Annotated in this window: 22 protein-coding genes; 8 read left to right on the forward strand and 14 right to left on the reverse strand. The window is 72.4% G+C overall.

Annotated elements, in window-relative coordinates:
* Positions 1–447 precede the first annotated feature (447 nt).
* The gene (locus ACH4UK_RS24400) at positions 448–807 is read left to right on the forward strand and encodes a hypothetical protein (protein ID WP_164613410.1); all 360 of its coding nucleotides are present in this window, start codon (positions 448–450) and stop codon (positions 805–807) included.
* Between the two features lies 1 nt (position 808).
* A complete protein-coding gene (locus ACH4UK_RS24405; protein ID WP_398359518.1) occupies positions 809–1,270 on the forward strand; it encodes a hypothetical protein in 462 nt (153 codons plus the stop codon).
* 30 nt (positions 1,271–1,300) lie between these two features.
* On the opposite strand, the gene ACH4UK_RS24410 is transcribed toward ACH4UK_RS24405, so the two are convergent.
* The 3 genes from ACH4UK_RS24410 to ACH4UK_RS24420 form a co-directional block, all read right to left on the reverse strand.
* The gene (locus tag ACH4UK_RS24410) at positions 1,301–1,804 is read right to left on the reverse strand and encodes a GNAT family N-acetyltransferase (RefSeq protein WP_398359520.1); all 504 of its coding nucleotides are present in this window, start codon (positions 1,802–1,804) and stop codon (positions 1,301–1,303) included.
* A gap of 46 nt (positions 1,805–1,850) precedes the next feature.
* Positions 1,851–2,396 (reverse strand): sigma-70 family RNA polymerase sigma factor, encoded by a 546-nt coding sequence (locus tag ACH4UK_RS24415; protein ID WP_398359521.1) that lies wholly within the window; start codon positions 2,394–2,396, stop codon positions 1,851–1,853.
* Between the two features lie 152 nt (positions 2,397–2,548).
* Complete coding sequence (locus ACH4UK_RS24420) at positions 2,549–3,706, reverse strand: glycerophosphodiester phosphodiesterase (RefSeq protein WP_398359523.1); 1,158 nt, start codon at positions 3,704–3,706, stop codon at positions 2,549–2,551.
* A 263-nt stretch (positions 3,707–3,969) separates the two neighbouring features.
* On the opposite strand from ACH4UK_RS24420, the gene ACH4UK_RS24425 reads away from it, so the two are divergent.
* Positions 3,970–4,641 (forward strand): 1-acyl-sn-glycerol-3-phosphate acyltransferase, encoded by a 672-nt coding sequence (locus ACH4UK_RS24425; protein WP_030088450.1) that lies wholly within the window; start codon positions 3,970–3,972, stop codon positions 4,639–4,641.
* A gap of 88 nt (positions 4,642–4,729) precedes the next feature.
* On the opposite strand, the gene ACH4UK_RS24430 is transcribed toward ACH4UK_RS24425, so the two are convergent.
* Positions 4,730–6,274 (reverse strand): MFS transporter, encoded by a 1,545-nt coding sequence (locus ACH4UK_RS24430; protein WP_398359525.1) that lies wholly within the window; start codon positions 6,272–6,274, stop codon positions 4,730–4,732.
* Positions 6,271–6,822, reverse strand: a complete 552-nt coding sequence (locus tag ACH4UK_RS24435; RefSeq protein ID WP_398359527.1) for a TetR/AcrR family transcriptional regulator — start codon at positions 6,820–6,822, stop codon at positions 6,271–6,273. The genes ACH4UK_RS24430 and ACH4UK_RS24435 overlap by 4 nt, the downstream gene beginning before the upstream one ends.
* A gap of 292 nt (positions 6,823–7,114) precedes the next feature.
* Between ACH4UK_RS24435 and rox the strand changes: the two genes are divergently transcribed.
* On the forward strand, positions 7,115–8,560 hold the full coding sequence (rox, locus tag ACH4UK_RS24440; RefSeq protein ID WP_398359529.1) for a rifampin monooxygenase: 1,446 nt from the start codon (positions 7,115–7,117) through the stop codon (positions 8,558–8,560).
* A gap of 107 nt (positions 8,561–8,667) precedes the next feature.
* A complete protein-coding gene (gene helR, locus ACH4UK_RS24445) occupies positions 8,668–10,833 on the forward strand; it encodes an RNA polymerase recycling motor ATPase HelR (protein WP_398359531.1) in 2,166 nt (721 codons plus the stop codon).
* Positions 10,834–10,864: 31 nt separating this feature from the next.
* Here the strand turns inward: helR and ACH4UK_RS24450 are convergent, their stop codons facing one another.
* The 3 genes from ACH4UK_RS24450 to ACH4UK_RS24460 form a co-directional block, all read right to left on the reverse strand.
* Positions 10,865–11,836, reverse strand: a complete 972-nt coding sequence (locus ACH4UK_RS24450; RefSeq protein WP_398359532.1) for an aldo/keto reductase — start codon at positions 11,834–11,836, stop codon at positions 10,865–10,867.
* A 106-nt stretch (positions 11,837–11,942) separates the two neighbouring features.
* A complete protein-coding gene (gene argH, locus ACH4UK_RS24455) occupies positions 11,943–13,370 on the reverse strand; it encodes an argininosuccinate lyase (protein ID WP_398359534.1) in 1,428 nt (475 codons plus the stop codon).
* An 87-nt stretch (positions 13,371–13,457) separates the two neighbouring features.
* A complete protein-coding gene (locus ACH4UK_RS24460) occupies positions 13,458–14,651 on the reverse strand; it encodes an argininosuccinate synthase (protein WP_398359536.1) in 1,194 nt (397 codons plus the stop codon).
* Positions 14,652–14,771: 120 nt separating this feature from the next.
* Here ACH4UK_RS24460 and ACH4UK_RS24465 point away from each other — a divergent pair, with 120 nt between their 5' ends.
* The 3 genes from ACH4UK_RS24465 (at position 14,772) to ACH4UK_RS24475 (ending at position 17,575) form a co-directional block, all read left to right on the forward strand.
* On the forward strand, positions 14,772–16,160 hold the full coding sequence (locus ACH4UK_RS24465; RefSeq protein ID WP_398359538.1) for a hypothetical protein: 1,389 nt from the start codon (positions 14,772–14,774) through the stop codon (positions 16,158–16,160).
* A 10-nt stretch (positions 16,161–16,170) separates the two neighbouring features.
* The gene (locus tag ACH4UK_RS24470) at positions 16,171–16,770 is read left to right on the forward strand and encodes a pyridoxamine 5'-phosphate oxidase family protein (RefSeq protein WP_398359540.1); all 600 of its coding nucleotides are present in this window, start codon (positions 16,171–16,173) and stop codon (positions 16,768–16,770) included.
* Between the two features lie 88 nt (positions 16,771–16,858).
* Positions 16,859–17,575, forward strand: a complete 717-nt coding sequence (locus ACH4UK_RS24475; RefSeq protein WP_398359542.1) for a L,D-transpeptidase — start codon at positions 16,859–16,861, stop codon at positions 17,573–17,575.
* A 10-nt stretch (positions 17,576–17,585) separates the two neighbouring features.
* On the opposite strand, the gene ACH4UK_RS24480 is transcribed toward ACH4UK_RS24475, so the two are convergent.
* From ACH4UK_RS24480 to ACH4UK_RS24505, 6 genes are all read right to left on the reverse strand, one after another.
* Positions 17,586–18,122, reverse strand: coding sequence for an arginine repressor (locus tag ACH4UK_RS24480; protein WP_019764598.1), 537 nt, complete (start codon positions 18,120–18,122; stop codon positions 17,586–17,588).
* Between the two features lie 25 nt (positions 18,123–18,147).
* Positions 18,148–19,353 carry an acetylornithine transaminase gene (locus ACH4UK_RS24485; RefSeq protein WP_398359544.1) on the reverse strand — a complete coding sequence of 402 codons (1,206 nt, stop codon included), beginning with the start codon at positions 19,351–19,353 and terminating at the stop codon, positions 18,148–18,150.
* Complete coding sequence (argB, locus tag ACH4UK_RS24490) at positions 19,350–20,279, reverse strand: acetylglutamate kinase (protein ID WP_398359545.1); 930 nt, start codon at positions 20,277–20,279, stop codon at positions 19,350–19,352. The genes ACH4UK_RS24485 and argB overlap by 4 nt, the downstream gene beginning before the upstream one ends.
* Complete coding sequence (gene argJ, locus ACH4UK_RS24495) at positions 20,276–21,430, reverse strand: bifunctional glutamate N-acetyltransferase/amino-acid acetyltransferase ArgJ (RefSeq protein ID WP_398359547.1); 1,155 nt, start codon at positions 21,428–21,430, stop codon at positions 20,276–20,278. The genes argB and argJ overlap by 4 nt, the downstream gene beginning before the upstream one ends.
* On the reverse strand, positions 21,427–22,455 hold the full coding sequence (gene argC / locus ACH4UK_RS24500) for an N-acetyl-gamma-glutamyl-phosphate reductase (protein WP_398359548.1): 1,029 nt from the start codon (positions 22,453–22,455) through the stop codon (positions 21,427–21,429). Before argC ends, argJ begins: the two co-directional genes overlap by 4 nt.
* Before the next feature lie 158 nt (positions 22,456–22,613).
* Positions 22,614–22,958, reverse strand: a complete 345-nt coding sequence (locus ACH4UK_RS24505; protein WP_398359550.1) for a hypothetical protein — start codon at positions 22,956–22,958, stop codon at positions 22,614–22,616.
* Positions 22,959–23,012 lie beyond the last annotated feature (54 nt).

A 23,012-nucleotide genomic window follows, 5' to 3' on the forward strand; every position in this document is an offset into this window, starting at 1 on the left:
TTCGGGGCGCGAGGCTCAGGCGGGGGCCCTCAGAAGGCGCGCATTCGACACATACAACGAGCACCGGGCGTACTGATCGCCTCGGTCGCAAGGGTGCGGCTGCTCGTCGTGGTCATGGGCCCAAGTAAAACAGACGTGACGTCTCCACGATCCCGGCTGTCCGTATAACGGACAGGGCTGGATGGCCGGAGGCCCTGCTTCCGGTTTCGCCGACCGCTTCCCGGAGCGCAGCTGTGACCTGCGATGACAGGAGTGTCGCGGGGGTTCGTCCGATGGCGTCCGGGTGTTCGGGGAGCGGAACTTCGCCCCCCGGTTGTGGTCAAGGCCACCCTCTTCGCCGCCGGGGCGGTGGCCGCCCGCCGATCGCCTCCCGGCCGGTTTCCGGCCCGGTGCGTCGAGTCCGGGGGCCCGCGCGAGCGGGCGTTCCGCCCGTAATACCCTCGACTCATGCTTGACGCCCTGACGGTCGCGGTCGCCGTGGCCGCGCTCGCCCTCGCCGCCTGGTGCGGACATGCCGCTTACCGGGATCAGCCGACGAAGGACTGGCATTTCATCGGGATGGCGGTCGTCTCCGTGCTGGCGCTGGCCCAGTTGGCGGTGGGCGTCGTGCAGCTGGCGCGCGGGGAGCGGCCGGAGCAGGGGATGGCGGTGTTCATCGCCTATCTGATCGGTTCGTTCGCCGCCGTGCCCGCGGCCGGATTCCTGTCGTTGACCGAGCGGACCCGGTGGGGCTCGGTCACGGTGGCGGCGGGCGCGGTCGTGCTGGCGGTTCTCGAAGTCCGGCTCTATGACATCTGGGGAAACTGACGTGAGCGACACCGACCGCCCCGAGGTCGACGCGGCCCCCAAGCCGTCCTTCGAACTGGGCACCGGTCCCGGCCGGGTCCTCGTCTGGTTCTACGGGGTGTTCACGGTCGCCGCGGCCTCGCGCTCGATCGTCCAGATGATCATCGACTTCGACCGGGCTCCGCTGGCGTACGGGCTCTCCGCCGTCGCGGCCCTGGTGTACGGCTTCATCACGTACTCGCTCGTGCGCGGCGGTGAGAAGGCCCGCCGGGCGGCGCTGGTGTGCTGCGCGGCGGAGCTGCTGGGCGTGCTGGTCGTCGGCGCGTGGACGCTGGCCGATCCGGCCGCCTTCCCGGACGCGACGGTGTGGTCGGACTTCGGGATGGGCTATCTCTTCATCCCGGTGATCCTGCCGGTCACGGGGATGATCTGGCTGCGCCGCGCGAGGACGGTGGCGGTCCGGGGAGCGTCCGACACCCCCTGAGGACCCGTTCCCGCCGCGCGCGGCGCACCGTCAGGCGCTGGCCACGTAGTCCCGGTCGGCGGCGTCCTTCTCCAGCAGGACCATCCGGACGCCGTCGGCTCCGGTGACGGCTCCGACCTGGGCGTATCCGGCCCGCCGGTAGAGCCGCAGATTGCTCTCGCTGCGGTGTCCGCTGTGCAGCCGGAAGCGGGTCGCGGCCCGCTCGGCGGAGAGCGCCGACTCGGCCGCGAGAAGCAGCCGCGCCCCGAGACCGTGGCCCTGGAGCCGGGGGTGGACGCAGAGCTTGCCGATGAGACCCGTGCCGTCGGGGTCGGTGAGTCCTCGGACCGAGCCGACGACCTCGTCGCCGAGCCGGGCCACGAACACCAGGTCGTCGGTGACTTCGGCGCGCAGCGACGCGAGGCTCTGGACGAGCGGATCGATCCGGTAGTTGTCGTACAGCTCCGCCTCGCGCTGGAAGCAGAGGTACTGAAGTCTGAATATCTGCTCGACGTCCTGTGCCGTCGCCGCCGAGATGGTCACGCTCATGCCCATGTGTGCACGCCTCCCGCTCACCTGTCCGCCGGTTGCCTACCGCTCTCTATCCCCGCACGGATGGAGCGACAACCTCCGCAGCCAGCATTCTGCGCAGACATCCAAGGCATCGGGAACGGATCGGGCCCAAGCTCCCCTGTGACATACCCAACTCCCCTGCGATTTCCCGGTAGGTCGGGTCGGTGGGGGCGAGCAGCGCCTCCAGCAGCCGGGGGCAGCGTCCGGGCAGCCGGGCCATCGCGGCGCGCAGCGCCCGGCGTTCGGCCGCCCCGAGGGCGGCGGTCTCCGGGCAGCCGGCCGGTCCGGCGACGGGTTCCACCCCGCCGAAGGGGCGTTCCCACCGGGCGGTGCGGCGGCCCCGGCGGGCCTCCGCCCGTACGGTGTCGCGCACCCAGCGGGCCGCGTCGGATGGCGGTCCGGCCGCGACCGGGCGCTCCAGCAGCCGCACCCAGACGCTCTGTTCGAGGTCGGCGGGGTCGACCCCGGCGGCCGGGGCCTCGGCCCTCGCCTCGGCGCGCACCAGCGGGTGCAGGGCGCGGACGACGAGGGCGGTGGAAGCGGCCGGGTCGAGGTCATGATCGGAAAGCGTCATGTCCCGGCGGACGTGCCGGTCACGGCGGCCGGTTGCCCCGGCCGCGTGGCACCACCCGACCGGGGCATGCCGGGGCGGGCGGCTGACGGTGGCCCGGCCGCCGGAGCGGGGCGGGCCACCGCACCCGGAGTACGGGACGCGTCCCCGCCGTGTCAGCGCCCCGCGAAGTCCGCCGCGGCGAGCAGGGCCGTGTCCGGGTGGTCGGCGAAGATGCCGTCGATGCCGGTGGCCAGATAGGCCGCGTAGGCGCCGAACACGTCGCCGTAGGCGTTGGGATCGGTGCCGCGCCGGAAGTCGGCGGGCAGGAAGCTGTTCTCGTTGCGCATCGTGTACGGGTGCAGCAGGAGCCCCGCGGCGTGCGCGTCCCGTACCAGCGTGGTCGGGGTGGTGAGCCGGCCCGCGGCGTCCTTGGGGATGACCAGGTCGAGGGTGGGGCCGATGCCCTGGGCGAAGGAGGCCATCCACTTCAGCCCGGCGGGCTTCACCAGGTCGGCGACCGTGCGCGGGTCGCCCGACTCCACGAAGTCCCAGGGGCGCTCCTTCGGGCCGGACAGCAGGACGATGCGCGGGGTGTCGACGAGGCGCGCGAGGCGCTGGACCGAGGTGGGCTCGAAGGACTGGAGGATGAGCGGGGAGTTCTTGCGGTCCCGGCCGTGACGGCGCAGCAGCCGGGCGAGCGGCTCCTCCAGGCCGAGCCCGAGCCCCCGGAAGTAGGTGGGGTGCTTGGTCTCCACGTACAGCCAGACGGGCTTGCCGCGCTTGCGGCCCTCCTTCTCCGCCCAGCGCAGGACCTCCTCGAAGGTGGGAATCGTCCAGCGGCCGTCGTAGAGCGTGTTGTCCGGGCGGTTGCCCGGGATGCGCTCCTTGGCCCGCAGGGTCTTGAGCTCGGCGAGGGTGAAGTCCTCGGTGAACCAGCCGGTCAGGGAGAGTCCGTCGATGCTCTTGGTGGCCTTGCGGCCGGCGAACTCGGGGTGGTCGGCGACGTCGGTGGTGGCGGTGATGTCGTTCTCGTGGCGGCAGACGAGATGGCCGTCCTTGGTCGGCACGAGGTCCTGCTCGACGATGTGCGCGCCGAGGTCGAGGGCGAGCTGGTAGGAGCCGAGGGTGTGCTCGGGGCGGTAGCCGCTGGCCCCGCGGTGGCCGATCACCGTCGGCACGGGCAGATCGCGCAGCGATCCGTGGCCGCCGCCGTGGCCGCGGCCCCGCTCGGCGGCCTGGGCGGCGGCGGGCAGGCCCAGGGCCGCGGTGCCGAGGACCGCGGCGCCCAGAAGGGTCCGCCGGCCGGGGGTCGTCCGCGCACGCTCCGTCATGAAAGCTCCTCGCTTGGTGATGTCCGGGACCGGTCGAGCGAGGCCTGATCGTAGGCTGGGAGACGTACGGGAGCACGGACTGTCGGCCAACATGGCGGAAACACGCGTCAACACTGCGTATCCGCTTCGTGAACCCGATGTGCGATCAGTGCATACCCGCGAGTATCGTCCTCACCTGCACCGACCATCATCCGTCGGCACCGGCCACCGCCCGGTGGACCTGATCCACCGCGGCCGGCCCGGCCACGACACCGGAGGAACCGTTGTCCCGTCTCACGGTCATCAAGGCAGTGCTCGGACCGATTCTGCGCCTGATGTTCCGCCCACAGGTGGAAGGCGCCGAGAACATTCCGGGGACCGGGCCGGTGATCCTCGCGGGCAACCACCTCACCTTCATCGACTCGATGATCATGCCGATCTGCTGCGACCGGCCGGTGTTCTACATCGGCAAGGACGAGTACGTCACGGGCAAGGGCCTCAAAGGCCGGCTGATGGCCTGGTTCTTCACCGGCTGCGGCATGATCCCGGTGGACCGGGACGGTGGCCGGGGCGGGGTCGCGGCCCTGATGACGGGACGCCGGGTGCTGGAGGAGGGGCAGGCCTTCGCGATCTACCCCGAGGGCACCCGCTCCCCCGACGGCCGGCTCTACCGGGGCCGTACGGGCATCGCACGGCTGACGCTGATGACGGGCGCGCCGGTGGTCCCCTTCGCGATGATCGGCACCGACAAGCTGCAGCCGGGCGGCGCGGGTCTGCCCCGGCCGGGCAAGGTCACGGTGCGCTTCGGTGAGCCGATGGAGTTCTCGCGCTACGAGGGCATGGACCGCGACCGCTATGTGCTGCGGGCCGTGACCGACTCGGTGATGGCCGAGGTGATGCGGCTGTCCGGCCAGGAGTACGTGGACATGTACGCGACGAAGGCGAAGGCCGCCTGACCCGTACGGCGGTCACGGAGAAGGGCCCGCACCCCTGGCTGACGCCGAGGGGTGCGGGCCCTTCTCCGTACGGTCCGCCGGACACGTCCTACGGGTGCTCGATGCCGTCCTCCAGCTTCTGCCCCCGCAGCAGGAACCAGGCGGCGACGGCCGCCGCCAGCAGCACCGCCGCGCCGACGCCCGCGGCCGACCGCAGTCCGTCGACGAACGCCTCCTGGGCTGCCGAGACCAGCGGCCCCGCCTGGGCGGCGGGCAGCGACGCGGCCGATTCGACCGCCCCGCCCAGTGACTCGTGGGCGGCCGACTCGACGTCGGCGGGGATGCCGGACGGGGTCGGGAAGCCCCGGTAGATCCCGGTGACGATCGAGCCGAGCAGCGCGATGCCGAGGGCCGCGCCCAGCTCGTACGCGGTCTCCGAGACGGCGGACGCGGAGCCCGCCTGCTCCTTCGGAACGCTGGAGAGGATCACGTCGGCGGTGACGGTGAAGGCGAAGCCCGCGCCGACGCCGACGACCAGCAGCATGGCGCCGAGCAGCGGATAGCCGGTGTGCTGGTCGAGCAGGGTCACACTGCCCAGGGCCAGCCCGACCGCGGCCAGGCCCCCCGAGACGACGGAGCGGACCGAGAAGCGGCGGGCGGCGAATCCGGCCAGCAGACCGGCGGTGACCGCGCCGATGGCGGCGGGCAGTTCGGCGAGCCCGGCCTCCAGCGGGCCCCGGCCCTGCACCAGTTGCAGGAACTGGGAGAGGAAGAAGACCAGACCCGACAGGCCGAGGATGGTCAGCAGGTCGGCGAGGACCGCGCCGGAGAAGCCCCGGTGGTGGAAGAGCCGCATGTCCAGCAGGGGTGCGGGCAGCCTCAGCTGCCGGCGGACGAACCAGGCGAGAGCGCCGGCGCCCAGGACGGCCGCGGCGCCGGCTTCCCAGCTCGTGCCGTGCGAGGCCGTCTCCTTGATGGCGTACACCACGCCGATCATGCCGACCAGGGAGAGCCCGACGCTGAGCATGTCCCACGGGCCGGGGGCCGGGTTCTTGGACTCGGGGATCAGCTTGATGCCGACGACGACGAGGACGGCCATCACCGGCAGGTTGATCAGGAAGACCGAGCCCCACCAGAAGTGTTCGAGCAAGAACCCGCCGACGACCGGGCCGACCGCCGCGCCCGCCGAGGCCATGGCGCCCCAGATCCCGATGGCGAGGCTGCGCTCGCGCGGGTCGTGGAAGAGGTTGCGGATCAGGGCGAGGGTGGAGGGCATCAGCGTGGCGCCCGCGACGCCGAGCAGGGCTCGGGCCACGATCATCATCTCGGGCGTGGTCGCGTACGCGTTGAGCACGGAGACCGCGCCGAACGCCACGGCACCCACCAGCAGCAGCTTCTTACGGCCGATACGGTCGCCGAGGCTGCCCATCGAGACGAGCAGGCCGGCGATGACGAAGGAGTAGACGTCACCGATCCACAGCAGCTGGGTGCCGGTGGGCTCGAGGTCCTCGCTGAGGAACGGGGTGGCGAGGCCGAGGACGGTGGCGTCGACGGCCACCAGCAGCACGGCGAGGACGAGTACGGCGAGCGCGATCCACCGCCCGGGGCGGTGTACGGCGTCGGTGGTGTCCGGGTTCCGGTCGGTGCTGGTCATTGCTCCACGCTCCGGCGTGCTCCGCCGAGCAGCAACTCGACGATCATGTACTGGAAGTCCTGTGCGGCGACCCGCCCGGCCTGGACGGCCCAGGCGCCGGTGCCGACGAGCCCGTAGAGGGCCTCGGTCAGCCAGGCGGGGGTGAGGTCGATACGGAATTCGCCGCGTTCCTGGCCGCGGCGGAAGAAGGCGGAGACCCGGGCGTCGGCCCGGTTCCAGCCCTCGTTGACCTCGTCGCCCTCGAAGAGCTGGTTCTCGTTGACGAGGAAGGACAGCAGTCCGGCGCTCGGCTCGACGGCCGCCATGAGGCGGCGCAGCCCCTCCTCGGAGGTGCCTTCCTCCAGCCGGGCGGCGTCCAGGGCCGCCTCGAACTCCTGGATGCCGAGATTCTCCAGCGCCCTCACCAGGGCGTCGCGCCCGGCGAAGTGGCGGTGGAGGGTGGCCCGGCCGATGCCCGCCGCCTTGGCGACCTCGTCCATGGTGGCGGTCGATTTGTGGGTCAGCAGGGCGGCGGCGCTGCGCAGTACCTGCTCACGGTCGAGAGTCATGAGACGACCATAACCCGCATGAGACAACTTCGTCTCATCGGGGGGTCTACGGTCTCACGGACAGAGCTCCGCCCCGGGCTTCACGGCCGCCGGAAGGGAGTGCGAGGGGAAAGGAAGAGAAAAAAGAAGCGGCAGGAGGAAAAACCACTCCTTGCCACTCTTAACTTATAGCTCATGGGGGGCCTTGCGGCAAGGCCCCCCATATGCCGCAGAATCGTCCGCCGAAGCCGGAATCCAGGAAGTCGGTTTCCTCGATTCCGGCGCATTCGACGTCGACGAAGGTGGAATGGTGATGATCGACGTAATCGTCGTCGGCGGCGGGCCGACCGGGCTGATGCTCGCCGCTGAACTGCGGCTCGCCGGCGTGCACACGGTCGTGCTGGAGAAACTGACGGAGCCGACCGGGGAGACCCGGGGGCGCGGCCTGCATGTGCGCAGCGTCGAGGTGATGGACCAGCGCGGGCTGCTGGACCGGTTCCTGGCGGTCAGCGAGAAATTCCAGGTGGGCGGCTTCTTCGGCGGCATTCGGAAACCGTGGCCGGACCGGCTGGACACCGCACATCCGTACGGCCTTTCCACGCCGCAGCCGGTCACCGAGCGGCTGCTGCGCGAACGCGCCGTCGAGCTGGGCGCGGAGATCCGGCCTGGCTGCGAGGTGGCCGCGCTGAGCCAGTCCGAGGACGGGAACGGGGACGCGGCGGGCGTGAGCGTCGAGCTGACGGACGGCACACGCCTGCGCTCGCGGTACGTCGTCGGGTGCGACGGCGGCCGCAGCACGGTGCGCAAGCAGCTCGGCGTCGAATTCGCCGGGCAGCCCTCCACAGTCGAGACGATGCTCGGCGACCTGGAGCTGACCGAGGACCCGGCGACCGTCGCCGCCGTCGTCGAGGAGGTCCGCAGGACACAGCTGCGCTTCGGCGCCATCCCCAACGGGGACGGGACGTTCCGCGTGGTCGTGCCCGCCGAGGGGGTGGCTGAGGACCGGACGGCCGCGCCGACCCTGGAGGAGTTCCAACAGCGGCTGCGGGCCGTCGCGGGCACCGACTTCGGCGCCCACTCGCCCCGCCGGCTGTCCCGGTTCGGCGACGCCACCCGGCAGGCCGAGCGCTATCGGGTCGGCCGGGTCCTGCTGGCCGGGGACGCGGCGCACATCCACCCGCCGACCGGCGGGCAGGGGCTCAACCTCGGGGTGCAGGACGCGTTCAACCTCGGCTGGAAGCTGGCCGCGACGGTCAACGGCTGGGCGCCGGAAGGGCTGTTGGACAGCTACCACACCGAGCGGCACCCGGTGGGCGCGCGCGTCCTGGACAACACCCGCGCGCAGATCACGCTGCTGGGCACCGCTCCGGGCGCGGTCGCGCTGCGGGAGCTGCTCTCCCGGCTGATGGAGTTCGAGGAGGTCAACGCGTACGTGACCGGGATGATCACCGCGGTCGACGTCCGCTACGACTTCGGCGAGGGCCACGCGCTGCTGGGCCGGCGCCTGCGGGATCTGACGCTGAAGGGGGGCCGTCTCTACGACCTCACGCACGACGGCCGCGGGCTGCTGCTCGACGCCACCGGCGGGCTGTCCGTGGCGGGCTGGGCGGACCGGGTCGACCATGTCGTCGACGTCGCCGACGAGCTCGACGTCCCCGCCGTACTGCTGCGGCCGGACGGCCACGTCGCGTGGGCCGGTCAGGAGCAGGCGGGACTGCTGGACGCGTTGCCGCGATGGTTCGGCGCCCCCGTCGCCTGACCGCCCCGCCTCCCTTCACCTCAGCCCCGCCAAGCCCCGCACCGCCCCGCTCCACACCGGGGAAACGCCGCCTCCCGCACGTACACACGCAGATCGGAACCCACGCCGTGAAACCCCTGACCACCAGCGCGTTCGACCTCCCCGAGCGCCTCTCCCCCAAGGCCGACCCGGCGCTGATCGCCGATGACGAGGAGCACTTCGCGGCCATCGCCCACTGCCTGGAACAGTCGATCGCCGAGCTGACCGACCGGCTCGCGGCCGAGCGCAGGGCCCCCGGCGGGGCGAGCCGGCAGGCGATGGACCGGGACGTGGAGATCCACCGGCTGACCGCCCGGCTGCGCGCCCTGCGCCGGTTCGGCCTGGACCTGTGCCTCGGGCACATGGTCGCCGCGGACGGCTCCGGGCCGCTGTACGTGGGACGGCTCGGCCTGACCGACAGCACCGGCCGCCGGCTGCTGCTCGACTGGCGCTCCCCCGCGGCCGAGCCGTTCTTCGGCGCCACCCATGCCGACCCGATGGGCCTGGCGAGCCGCCGCCGCTACCGCTGGACCGGCGGCCGGATCAACGACTACTGGGACGAGGTGTTCACCCCGGAAGGGTTCGCCGGGCATGCCGCGCTGGACGACCAGTCCGCGTTCATCGCCAGTCTGGGCGGCAACCGGTCGGCCCGGATGCGCGATGTGCTGGGCACCATCCAGGCCGACCAGGACGCCATCATCCGGGCGGGCTCCCGGGGCGCCCTCGTCGTCGACGGCGGACCCGGCACCGGGAAGACCGTCGTCGCGCTGCACCGCTCCGCCTATCTCCTGTACTCCGACCCGCGTCTGGGCCACCGCCGGGGCGGTGTGCTGTTCGTCGGGCCGCACGAGCCCTACCTGGGGTACGTCGCCGATGTCCTGCCCAGCCTCGGCGAGGAGGGCGTCCAGACGTGCACCCTGCGGGACCTGGTCGCCGAGGGGGCCGGGGCAGTCGTGGAGGCCGACCCGGCGGTGGCGCGCCTGAAGGCCTCGGCGGACCTGGTGCAGGCGGTCGAGCCGGCCGTCCGGTTCTACGAGGAGCCGCCCGCCAAGGGGGTGCGGGTGGAGACGCACTGGTCCGACATCTGGCTGAGCGCCGCCGACTGGGCCGCCGCGTTCGGGGCGGCGGACCCGGGCGCCGCGCACAACGAGGCGCGCGACCAGATCTGGGAGGAGCTGCTCACGCTCCTGGTCGACAAGCACGACGGCGACGCCCCGGAGGAGCAGCTGCGCCGCTCGTTGCGGCAGAACCGGGAGCTGTTCGCCCTCTTCGACCGCGCCTGGCCGCTGGTCGACGCGGCGGACCTCGTCGGCGACCTCTGGTCCGTACCCGCCTATCTGCGCAGATGCGCTCCCTGGCTGACCCCCGAGGAGATCCGGCGGTTGCAGCGTACGGACGGCCAGCCCTGGACCGTGTCGGACCTGCCGATCCTGGACGCGGCCCGGCAGCGGCTCGGCGACCCGGAGGCGTCCCGGCGCAAGCGCCGCCACGAGGCCGCGGCCGCCGCCGAGCGGGAGCAGATGGACCGGGTCGTCGACAGTCTGCTCGCCGACGAGACCCTGGTCGACGCCGACGCGGACGGCGAGGGCGCGCTGGTGATGCTGCGCGGCGAGGACCTGCGGGAGTCGCTGGCCACCGCCGACCGGCCGACCGGCGAGGAACCCGACCTGACGGCCGGGCCCTTCGCGCACATCGTCGTCGACGAGGCCCAGGAACTGACCGACGCCCAGTGGCAGATGCTGATCCGGCGGTGCCCGTCCCGGAGCTTCACTATCGTCGGGGACCGTGCGCAGGCCCGGCACGGGTTCACCGAGTCGTGGCAGGAGCGGCTGGAGCGGGTCGGGCTGGACCGGATCACCCTGGCCTCTCTGACCATCAACTACCGGACGCCGGAGGAGATCATGGCGGAGGCGGAGCCCGTCGTCCGGGCCGTGCTCCCGGACGCCAACGTGCCGACCTCCGTCCGCGGCAGCGGCATCCCCGTCGTCCGTGGTTCCGCCGGGGACCTGGACGCCGTCCTGGCCGGCTGGCTCGCCGCGCACGACGACGGCGTCGCCTGCGTCATCGGCGCCCCCGCCTTCCGGGGGACGCCCCGGGTGCGGTCGCTGACTCCGGAGCTGTCGAAGGGCCTGGAGTTCGACCTGGTCGTCCTCGTCGACCCGGAGAGCTTCGGCGACGGCGTCGAGGGGGCGGTGGACCGCTATGTCGCGATGACCCGGGCGACCCGGGAGCTCGTCATTCTGACGAGCTCCTAGGGCCGGGCCGGGGCGGGGGCGGGGGCGGGGCTCAGTGCCAGGGCAGGCCGGCGCGGTGCCGCCAATAGGCCTCGGGCTCCTCGACCAGGGCGTCGAGGCGGGCCCGCTGCTCGTCGTCCAGGTCGACGACGGCGGCGTGCAGATTTCCGGAGAGCTGGCCCACCGTCGCGGCGCCGGAGAGCACGACGCCCGCCCAGGGCTGGTGGAGGACCAGCGCGAGGGCGACCGCGTCGCCGCCCACGCCCGCGTCGGCGGCTAGCTCCTGGAACACGGCGGGGGCCTCGTCCCCGGCGAGCCGTCCGTTGGCCATGCCCTCCTTGACGATCACGGTGAGCCCGGCGTCGTGGGCCTCGGCGAGCGCGGGCGCGGCCGAGGTCTCCAGGGCGTTGTAGGTGGCCTGGACCGTACGGAAGAGGGGCTCTCCGTCGACCGTGACGGCGAGGGCGGCCCGGATCGCGTCGGCCTGGGCGGGCCCGCTGGTGGAGAGCCCGACGGTGACGCCGTCGGCGGCCAGGGCGGCGAGGCGTCCGAGCAGTTCCTTGTCGGTGAGCGCCGGGCTGTCCGGGGTGACCGAGTGGACCTGGTAGAGGCTGAGCCGGTCGCCGATCAGGGCCCGGGTCTCGGCGTACTGGCGCTCGAAGGTGGCGAGGCCGTGGTCCTTGACCTCGTGGGCCTCGGCCGTGACGCTCCAGTCGGCGGTGTAGGTGTAGCCCCACTTGCTGCCGACGACGAGGTCGGTGAACGAGGGTCGGGCGTCCAGCCATGCGGCGAGGAACTCCTCGGCACGGCCGTAGGAGCGGGCCGTGTCGACATACCGGACGCCCTGGGCGTAGGCGGCGTCCAGCAGCTCGTGGGTGCGGGCGCGCAGGGCGTCGGCGTCCCGGTCGGCGGGCAGGTCCCGGTCTCGGTGGAGATTGATGTAGCCGGGCCTCCCGACGGCGGCAAGGCCGAGCCCGATGTGGGCGGTCGGGGTCGTCGCGGCGGCCAGGGCGGCGAAGGGCATCGCGGTCTCCTCGGGTCGGGTTTCGGATACTCCTACCCCGGTGAACGTAGTCCGCGACACCCTTCGTACGCCTGCGACGACACCGTACGGCCGTCGCACGGTACGGCTACCGGCGGGCGGTCGCCCAGGCGTGCTGGGCGGCCAGGTCGTCCTTCACCTCGCCGAGCTGGACGGCGACGGCAGCGGGGGCCGTTCCGCCCCGGCCGTTCCGGGAGGCGAGGGCGCCCCGCACGTTGAGCACCGTGCGGACCTCCGGGGTGAGGTGCTCGGAGATCGTGGCGAACTGCTCGTCGGTGAGCTGGTCGAGCTCGATGCCGTGCCGCTCGCACTCCTTGACGCAGGCGCCGGCCACCTCGTGCGCCACCCGGAAGGGGACGCCCTGCTTGACGAGCCACTCCGCGATGTCGGTGGCGAGCGAGAAGCCGGCCGGGGCCAGTTCCTCCATGCGCTCGCGGTTGACGGTGAGGGTGGCCATCATGCCGGTGAAGGCGGGCAGCAGGACCTCCAGCTGGTCGCAGGAGTCGAACACCGGCTCCTTGTCCTCCTGGAGGTCCCGGTTGTACGCGAGCGGGAGCGCCTTGAGCGTGGCGAGCAGGCCGGTCAGATTGCCGATGAGGCGGCCGGACTTGCCCCGGGCCAGCTCGGCGATGTCCGGGTTCTTCTTCTGCGGCATGATCGAGGAGCCGGTGGAGAAGGCGTCGTGCAGGGTGACGAAGGAGAACTCCTTCGTGTTCCAGATGATGACCTCCTCCGCGATCCGGGAGAGGTTGACGCCGATCATCGCGGTGATGAAGGCGAACTCCGCGACGAAGTCCCGCGAGGCGGTGCCGTCGATGGAGTTGGCGACCGACCCGTGCTCGAAGCCGAGGTCGGCGGCGACCGCCTCCGGGTCCAGCCCCAGCGAGGATCCGGCGAGCGCCCCGGAGCCGTACGGGGAGACGGCCGTGCGCTCGTCCCACTGGCGCAGCCGCTCGGCGTCCCGGGAGAGGGACTGCACATGGGCGAGCACATGGTGGGCGAAGAGGACGGGCTGGGCGTGCTGGAGGTGGGTGCGGCCCGGCATCGCGACGTCCTGGTGGGCCTCGGCGAGGCCGACCAGCGCGCTCTGGAGGTCGGCGATCAGGCCGCCGACGATCCGGGCGTGGTCGCGCAGGTACATCCGGAAGAGCGTGGCGATCTGGTCGTTGCGCGACCGGCCGGCCCGCAGCTTGCCGCCGAGGTCGGGGCCGAGGCGCTCCAGCAGCCCGCGCTCCAGGGCCGTGTGGACGTCCTCGTCCGCGATCGTGCCGGTGAAGGAGCCGTCGGCGACGTCGGCTTCGAGCTGGTCGAGCCCGGCGAGCATCCGGGTCAGCTCGTCCTCGCTGAGCAGGCCCGCCTTGTTGAGCACACGGGCGTGGGCACGGGAGCCGGCGATGTCGTACGGCGCGAGCCGCCAGTCGAAGTGGACGGAGGCCGACAGCTTGGCCAGCGCCTCGGCCGGTCCGTCGGCGAAACGCGCGCCCCAGAGCCGGACGTCACCGTTGTTGCTGCTCACTGCGTGCTCCTCAAAGGCAAAGGTGCGGATATGCGGCCGCCTCCCCGCCGCGTGACGAAGGGGAGGCGGCTGTACAACGAAGGAGGGTCAGGCGAGGTCGCGCTTGGCCGCGATCTTGGACGAGAGACCGAAGATCTCGATGAAGCCCTGCGCCTTGGACTGGTCGAAGGTGTCGCCCGAGTCGTAGGTGGCGAGGTTGAAGTCGTACAGCGACTCGCTGGACTTCCGGCCGGTGACGACGGCGCGGCCACCGTGCAGGGTCATCCGGATGTCGCCGGTGACGTGCTGGTTGGCCTCGTTGATGAAGCCGTCCAGGGCCCGCTTCAGCGGGGAGAACCACAGGCCGTCGTAGACCATCTCGCCCCAGCGCTGCTCGACCTGCCGCTTGTAGCGGGCCAGCTCGCGCTCGACGGTGACGCTCTCCAGCTCCTGGTGGGCGGTGATCAGCGCGATGGCGCCGGGCGCTTCGTACACCTCGCGGGACTTGATGCCCACGAGCCGGTCCTCGACCATGTCGATCCGGCCGACGCCCTGCGCACCGGCCCGCTCGTTGAGCTGCTGGATCGCCTGGAGGACGGTGACGGGGCGGCCGTCGATGGCGACGGGCACGCCCTCCTTGAAGGAGATGACGACCTCGTCGGCCTCGCGCTGGACGGCGGGGTTCTCGGTGTACTCGTAGATGTCCTCGATCGGACCGTTCCAGATGTCCTCCAGGAAGCCCGTCTCGACGGCGCGCCCGAAGACGTTCTGGTCGATGGAGTACGGGGACTTCTTGGTGGTCGCGATCGGGAGGTTCTTCTCCTCGCAGAAGGCGATCGCCTTGTCCCGGGTCATCGCGTAGTCGCGGACCGGGGCGATGCACTTCAGGTCGGGGCCGAGCGCGGAGATGCCGGCCTCGAAGCGGACCTGGTCGTTGCCCTTGCCGGTGCAGCCGTGGGCGACGATCCCGGCGTTGTGCTTGTGGGCGGCGGCGACGAGGTGCTTGACGATGGTCGGCCGGGAGAGGGCCGAGACCAGCGGATAGCGGTCCATGTAGAGGGCGTTGGCCTTGATCGCCGGGAGGCAGTACTCCTCGGCGAACTCGTCCTTGGCGTCCGCGACCTCGGCTTCGACGGCACCGCAGGCGAGCGCGCGCTTGCGGATGACGTCCAGGTCCTCGCCGCCCTGGCCGACGTCCACGGCAACGGCGATGACCTCGGCGCCCGTCTCCTCGGCGATCCAGCCGATGGCGACGGAGGTGTCCAGGCCGCCCGAGTAGGCGAGTACGACGCGCTCGGTCACGGGTTTCTCCTTACGGTGCAATCACTGATGGGTATAACTATGCAGTCCTCCGTATTGTTTGTCAAAACGGCAGGTCAGGGCGGTGCACCTGGCCGTGCGGACGGAAAAGGGCGGCGCTTCTTGGCCGGAACACCTCTAGCATCGGCCTCCGACGACGAGGAGACGGGGGCCGTGGTGGACGGCGGTGACGGGGAGATCCTGAAGGCTGTGGTGCGGGTGCGCGAGGGCGCTTCGCCGGCCGAGGTGCTGGACATCGCGTCGGCCGAGGCGTGGCTGGCCTTCGACGCCGGGGTACGGAACCTCGACGACCGCCCGTGGCTGTTGTCCCGCCCGCCCGAGGAGCCGGAACGCACGGCCGAGGAGCCGGGACGACCGGCCCGGACCTGGCTGGACCGGCTGCGCGGGACGACCCGTTCCCGCACAGCTCCCCCGCCCGTGCCCACGCCTCCCCCTCCGCCGCCCGCCATCGCCCTCTGCCACCCGGACGGGCGGATCCGGGAGGCGGCGCTGGACGCGGCCGGCACCGCCCCGGAGCTGCGTCCGCTCCTGGTGGTGCGGTGCTCGGACTGGGCGCCTCCGGTGCGCGAGCGCGCCCGGACGCTGCTCGCCGAACTGCCCGGCAGCGCCCTGCTCCCGCTGGCCGAGCTGATCCTGCGGCTGTCGCGGCGGGACCGGGGCGACTTCGCACGGGCGCTGCTGGAGGGCGCGCTGCGGGAGGGACCGGCGGCCGAGGTGCTGACCCTGACGGCCCACCGGGACCGGGCGACCAGCCGGTGCGCGTACCGGATCGCGGTGGAACGCGGGCTGCTGACGCCGATGCGCCTGGCCGACACGGCGGCGACCTGCGGTGACGTCACGCTCCAGGACCTCTGCGCGGAGGCCGCCGTCGCCGCCCTGTCGGGCCCGCCGGCCACGGACACCGCCGGGGAGTCCGTACGGGACGGGGACCACGACGCCGTGCTGGAGCGGCTGCTGACGGCCCGTGCTTCCCGGGTGCGCTCGGCCGGGGTGACCGCGCTGCGGCGGACCGGTCGGCACAGCGCCGCGGAGCCGTTCCTCGCCGACCGGTCCGCCGTCGTACGGGCCTGTGCGCGCTACGTGCTGCGGCAGGGCGGCGTCGACCCGCTCCCCCTCTACCGGACCCTGTGCGCCGATCCCGCCGCGTACCCGGGGGCCGCCGCGGGCCTCGGCGAGTGCGGGGAGCGGGCGACGGACACCGAGGCCCTGTGGGCCCTCGCGGCGCACCCGCTGCCCGCCGTGCGGCTGCACGCGATCACCGGGCTGCGCGCGCTGGAGGCGGTGGTACGGGAACGGCTGACACCGTTGCTGGACGACCCGAGCCCGGCCGTGGTGCGGGCGGCGACCCGGGCCCTGCTGCCGGAGGCCGCCGGGATTCCGGAGGCCCTGCTGCGCGAGCGGTCCGCGCCGGAGCGGCCGCGTGCGGTGCGGGTGGCGGCTCAGCGGCTGCTGCGGGCGGCGGAGCGGCACCACCAGCCAGGAAGGGATTAATAATAAGATCATGGGAAAAACGCACGAACGTATCGACGGAAGACTCAGAACGTTCATCGAGGAGCAGCACATCTTCTTCACGGCCACGGCCCCGCTGGACGGCGAGGGCACCGTGAACCTCTCCCCCAAGGGGGTCACCGGCTCCTTCGCCGTCCTCGACGAGCGGACCGTGGCCTATCTGGACTTCGCCGGGAGCAACGCGGAGACCGTCGCCCATCTCCGCGAGAACGGCCGCATCACCCTGATGTGGTGCGCCTTCCAGGGCCCGCCGAACATCGTGCGGGTGCACGGCCGCGGTGAGCCGGTCTTCCGCGACGACCCCCGTTTCCCCGGGCTCCTCGAACGCTTCCCGGCCGTCGACCCGGCCCCGCACGGGCTGCGCGCGATCATCGTGGTGAGCGCCGAACTGATCCGCGACACCTGCGGGTTCGCCGTGCCGTATCTGAGCTACGACGAGGACCGCACGCTGCACGCGGACCGGTTCGGGCGCGAGGACGACGAGAGCCTCGGCGCCTACTTCGCGAAGAAGCAGGACATCGCGACGAGCATCGACGGGCTGCCGGGCCTGCCGCTCCCGCTGCCACCGCTGACGGCGTCCGTCCCGGAGTGAGACCCGCCGCCCCTTCCGGGGTGAGCCGCTGAGCCGTACGGAGCAGGTCCGGTGGGGCGCGCCCGCCGGCCGCCGTACGGTCCGGAACATGCGCAGACCACTGGTGACCGCCGCCGTACTCCTCGCCCTGGCCGGCTCCCTCGGGGCCGGACCGGCCGGCGCCCCTTCCTCCGACGTCCCTCCGCTGCCGGACCGGCTGGCGGACACGGGAGGCGGCTCCCAGCTGATCACGGCCGAGGCCCCGGACACCGGTTCCACGACGGGCACGGTGACCTGGTGGGAGCGGCGCGGGGGCCGATGGGCGGAGGCCGGGTCGGCGCCCGCCCGGTTCGGGGCGAACGGGCTGGCCGATGGCGCGACCCGGGAGCAGGGCACCAGCACCACCCCGACCGGCCTCTACGACCTGCCGTACGCCTTCGGCGTCGAGGACGCCCCGGCCGGCACGACGTATCCGTACCGCGAGGTCACCGAGGACTCCTGGTGGTGCCAGGACAACGACGCGCGCGCGTACAACCGCTGGGTGCAACCGCGCCCCGCGGACTGCCGGGCGGCGGAGGCCGAGCACCTGGTGTCCTACGGGACGCAGTACGCCCGCGCGCTGGTGATCGGGTTCAACTACGACCGTCCGGTGCGCGGCCGGGGCGCGGGGATCTTCCTGCATGTGAACGGCCGCGGGGCGACGGCCGGCTGCGTCTCGGTCCCCGCCGACGCCATGGCGGAGATCCTGGCGTGGGCGAAGCCGGAGCGGCGACCGCACATCGCGGTCGGGACCCTCTCGGGCCCGACCGCGATCACGCGCTACTGAACGGGGCGGCTCAGCGGTCGTTCTGAGCGAGCCTCAGCAGGTGGTCGGCGAGCGCCTGACCGCCGTTCGGATCGCGGCTGATGAGCATCAGCGTGTCGTCGCCCGCGATGGTGCCGAGGATGTCGTGCAGTTCGGCCTGGTCGATGGCCGAGGCGAGGAACTGGGCCGCGCCCGGCGGGGTGCGCAGCACCACGAGGTTGGCCGAGGCCTCCGCCGAGATGAGCAGTTCGGCCGAGAGCCGGCGCATCCGCTCCTCCTTGGCCGAGCCGCCCAGCGGGGCCTGCGGGGTGCGGAATCCGCCCTCGCTCGGCACCGCGTAGATCAGCTCGCCGCCGGTGTTGCGGATCTTCACCGCGCCCAGCTCGTCGAGGTCCCGGGAGAGGGTCGCCTGGGTGACGCTCAGCCCGTCGTCGGCGAGGAGCTTGGCCAACTGGCTCTGCGAGCGGACCGGCTGGCGGTTCAGGATGTCCACGATCCGGCGGTGGCGGGCGGTGCGGGTCTGCGGCACGGACGGCCCGCCGTGCTCGGTTTCCTGCGCCTCGGTCATCGTCGTCGCCTCATTCTCCGAAGGGTCATGCTCCGGATCGTCCGTCCCCGTGTGCCGCGTCGAGAGCGCTCGGCAGGATCTCCAGGAACGCGTCCACCTCCGCGTCACCGATGATCAGTGGCGGCATGAGCCGTACGACATCGGGGGCGGGCGCGTTCACCAGGAGGCCGGCTCCCTGGGCCGCCTGCTGCACCTGCGGTGCGAGGGGTCCGGTGAGCACGATACCCAGCAGCAGGCCACTGCCGCGGACATGGGAGACCAGCGGGTGTCCGAGCGCCTCCACGCCGTCGCGGATCCTCTCCCCGAGCCGCTTGACGTTGTCGAGCGCGCCGTCGGCCGCGAGGGTGTCGATGACGGCGAGTCCGGCGGCGCAGGCGACCGGGTTGCCGCCGAAGGTGGTGCCGTGGTGCCCCGGCTTCAGCAGGTCGGCCGCCGGCCCGAACGCGACGGTCGCGCCGATCGGCAGACCGCCGCCGAGACCCTTGGCGAGGGTGACGAGATCGGGCTCGACGCCCTGGTGGGCCTGGTGCTCGAACCACTGGCCGCAGCGGCCGATGCCGGTCTGGACCTCGTCCAGGACGAGCAGGGTGCCGGTCGCGCGGGTGATCTCCCGGGCGGCCTCCAGATAGCCCTTGGGCGGGACGACGACACCGTTCTCGCCCTGCACCGGCTCGATGACGAGCAGCGCGGTGTCGGTGGTCACGGCGGCCCGCAGCGCGTCCACGTCCCCGTACGGCACATGGGTGACGTCACCGGGCAGCGGGCGGAAGGGCTCCTGCTTCCCCGGCTGGCCGGTGAGGGCGAGCGCGCCCATCGTCCGGCCGTGGAAGCCGCCGTCGGTGGCGACCATGTGGGTGCGCCCGGTGAGCCGGCCGATCTTGAAGGCGGCCTCGTTGGCCTCCGCGCCGGAGTTGGCGAAGAAGACCCGTCCCTGACGGCCGAACAGCTGGAGCAGCCGCTCGGCGAGCGCGACGGGCGGCTCGGCGATGAAGAGGTTCGACACATGGCCCAGCGAGGCGATCTGGGTGGACACGGCCTCGACGACGGCGGGGTGGGCGTGGCCGAGCGCGTTGACCGCGATGCCGCCGACGAAGTCGAGGTAGCGGTTGCCGTCCTCGTCCCAGACGTGGGCGCCTTCGCCGCGGACGAGCGGCAGCCGGGGCGTGCCGTAGTTGTCCATCAGCGCGCCCTGCCAGCGCGAGGTGAGCCCCGCGGTCTCCGTGCCGGTCATGATTCCCCCTGTTCGTGCCCTGTGTGTACGTCGACGGGGGCGTCCGGGACGACCATCGTGCCGATGCCCTCGTCGGTGAAGATCTCCAGCAGGATCGAGTGCTGCACCCGGCCGTCGATCACCCGGGCGGTCTCCACACCGTTGCGCACCGCGTGCAGGCAGCCCTGCATCTTGGGGACCATGCCGCTGGACAGCTCGGGCAGCAGCTTCTCCAGCTCGCTCGCGGTGAGCCGGCTGATGACGTCGTCGCTCTTGGGCCAGTCCTCGTAGAGACCCTCGACGTCGGTGAGGACCATCAGGGTCTCGGCGTTCAGGGCGGCGGCGAGCGCGGCGGCCGCGGTGTCCGCGTTGACGTTGTAGACGTGGTGGTCGTCGGCGGAGCGGGCGATCGAGGAGACGACCGGGATACGGCCGTCGTCCAGCAGGGCCTGGATGGCCCCGGTGTCGATGGCGGTGATCTCGCCGACCCGGCCGATGTCGACGAGCTCTCCGTCGATGGTGGGCCGGTGCTGGGTGGCGGTGATGGTGTGGGCGTCCTCGCCGGTCATGCCGACGGCGAGGGGGCCGTGCTGGTTGAGGAGCCCGACGAGCTCCCGCTGGACCTGTCCGGCGAGCACCATCCGTACGACGTCCATCGCCTCGGGGGTGGTGACGCGCAGCCCGGCCTTGAACTCGCTGACCAGGCCCTGCTTGTCGAGCTGGGCGCTGATCTGCGGGCCGCCGCCGTGCACGACGACCGGCTTGAGGCCGGCGTGCCGCAGGAAGACGACGTCCTGGGCGAAGGCGGCCTTCAGCTCCTCGTCGATCATGGCGTTGCCGCCGAACTTGATGACGACGGTCTTGCCGTTGTGCCGGGTCAGCCAGGGCAGCGCCTCGATGAGGATCTGCGCCTTCGGCAGTGCGGTGTGCTTCCGCGCGGCGCTCATGAGCTGTACGCGCTGTTCTCGTGGACGTAGTCCGCGGTGAGGTCGTTGGCCCAGATGACGGCCGACTCGGTGCCCGCGGCGAGGTCGGCGGTGACCTTGACCTCCCGGTAGCGCATGTCGACGCGTTCGCGGTCCTCGCCCACACCGCCGTTCTTGCAGACCCAGACGTCGTTGATGGCGACGTTGAGCCGGTCCGGCTCGAAGGCGGCCTTCGTCGTGCCGATCGCGGAGAGGACCCGGCCCCAGTTGGGGTCCTCGCCGTGGATGGCGCACTTGAGGAGGTTGTTGCGGGCGATGGACCGGCCGACCTCGACGGCGTCGTCCTCGGTGGCCGCGTTGATCACCTCGATCCGGATGTCCTTGGACGCGCCCTCGGCGTCGCCGATGAGCTGCCGGGCGAGGTCCGCGCAGACGGCCCGTACGGCTTCGGCGAACTCGCCCTGCTCCGGGGTGCGGCCGCTGGCGCCGGAGGCCAGCAGCAGCACGGTGTCGTTGGTGGACATGCAGCCGTCGGAGTCGACCCGGTCGAAGGTGGTCCGGGTGGCCTCGCGCAGTGCGGCGTCCAACTCCGGTGCGGGGACGTCGGCGTCGGTGGTGAGGACGACGAGCATGGTGGCCAGGCCCGGGGCGAGCATGCCCGCGCCCTTGGCCATGCCGCCGACGGTCCAGCCCTCGCCGCCCGCGACGGCCGTCTTGTGCACGGTGTCGGTGGTCTTGATGGCGATGGCGGCCTTCTCGCCGCCGTGTTCGCTGAGCGCGGCCGCCGCCCGCTCGATGCCGGGGAGCAGCTTGTCCATGGGGAGCAGCAGCCCGATGAGGCCGGTGGAGGCGACGGCGATCTCGCCCGCGCTGTGGCCCTCCAGCACCTCGGCGGCCTTCTCGGCCGTCGCGTGGGTGTCCTGGAAGCCCTGCGGTCCCGTACAGGCGTTGGCGCCACCGGAGTTGAGGACGACGGCGGTGACCTCGCCGCCCTTGAGGACCTGCTCGGACCAGAGCACCGGGGCGGCCTTGACGCGGTTGGAGGTGAAGACGCCCGCGGCTGCGCGACGGGGACCGTTGTTGACCACGAGGGCCAGGTCCGGGTTCCCGCTGTCCTTGATCCCCGCGGCGATGCCCGCCGCCGAGAATCCCTGTGCTGCCGTGACGCTCACGGTGCAACTCCGATCGTCGTGAGACCTGTGTCCTCGGGAAGTCCGAGGGCGATGTTCATGCTCTGCAGGGCGCCGCCGGCGGTGCCCTTGGCGAGGTTGTCGATGGCGCTGATCACGATGATCCGACCGGCGGCCGCGTCGTACGCGACCTGGATCTGTACGGCGTTGGAGCCGTACACCGCGGCGGTGGCGGGCCACTGCCTCTCGGGCAGGAGGTCCACGAACGGCTCGTCGGCGAACGCCTTCGCGTACACCGCGCGCAGGCTCTCCGCGTCGACGCCCGGCTTCGCCTTCGCGCTGCACGTCGCGAGGATGCCGCGCGGCATGGGCGCGAGGGTGGGCGTGAAGGAGACGGTGACCGGCTCGCCGGCAGCGGCGCTGAGGTTCTGGATCATCTCGGGCGTGTGGCGGTGCCCGCCGCCGACGCCGTACGGGGTCATGTTGCCCATCACCTCGGAGCCGAGCAGATGCGGCTTGGCCGCCTTGCCCGCCCCGGAGGTGCCCGAGGCGGCGACGATCACGGCCTCCGGCTCGGCGAGGGATGCCGCGTACGCCGGGAAGAGGGCGAGGGACACGGCGGTGGGGTAGCACCCGGGCACCGCGATCCGCCGCGACCCGGCGAGCGCGGCCCGCCCGCCGGGCAGCTCGGGCAGCCCGTAGGGCCAGGTTCCGGCGTGCGGGGACCCGTAGAACGTCTCCCAGTCGCCGGCGTCCTCGAGCCGGAAGTCGGCCCCCATGTCGACGACGAGGACCTCGTCCCCGAGCTGCTCGGCGACGGCAGCGGACTGCCCGTGCGGCAGCGCCAGGAAGACGACGTCGTGCCCGGCGAGCACCTCGGCGGTGGTGGGCTCCAGCACCCGGTCGGCCAGGGGCCGCAGGTGCGGCTGGAGCGATCCGAGCGCCTGCCCGGCGTTGGAGTGCCCGGTCAGGGCGCCGATCTCGACCTGGGGGTGCGCCAGCAGAAGGCGGAGCAGCTCCCCGCCGGCGTACCCGCTCGCCCCTGCCACTGCTGCTCGTACCGCCATCGGTAACCCTCCTGATCGATGGCATGACTATACGCATCGACGCACTTTTATGCAAAGTGCTCCCCGGCAGGCCCCGACCCCCGAACGACGAACGCGCCGCACGGGCCGTCGACCCGGGCAGCGCGTCCCACCGCGCGGGCGGTGCGTACGGCGGTACGTCAGAGGAAGAGGACCGAACGCACCTTCAGCCGCTCCGAGGCCCCGCCGGTGTGTGGGCGGAGGGGGAAGGAGTCGCCCTCGCAGTCGGCATCGGTGAAGACCTGCGCCCAGGCGTCCGTGCGGTTCTTCGGGGAGTGTCCGGGCTCGGGGTTCTCCGGGCCCACGCCCGGGAGATTGACGCACCGGCCACTGGGCGGGCTGTTCAGGAAGCCGGTCGCCTCGTACCCCTCGACGGTCACGTAGTCGTAGCGGAACTGCCCCTCGGCGGCCGAGGCGGACGAGGGGACGGCGGCGAGAAGCAGCGCGACGCCGAGGACGGCGGGGAGGGCGGAGCGAAAGCGCATGAGGGAAATCCTTCTGATGGTGGGGGTGTCGCCATGGCCCGCCCTTCCCGGCGA

Source organism: Streptomyces sp. NPDC020884, assembly GCF_044333935.1.
Lineage (GTDB): Bacteria > Actinomycetota > Actinomycetes > Streptomycetales > Streptomycetaceae > Streptomyces.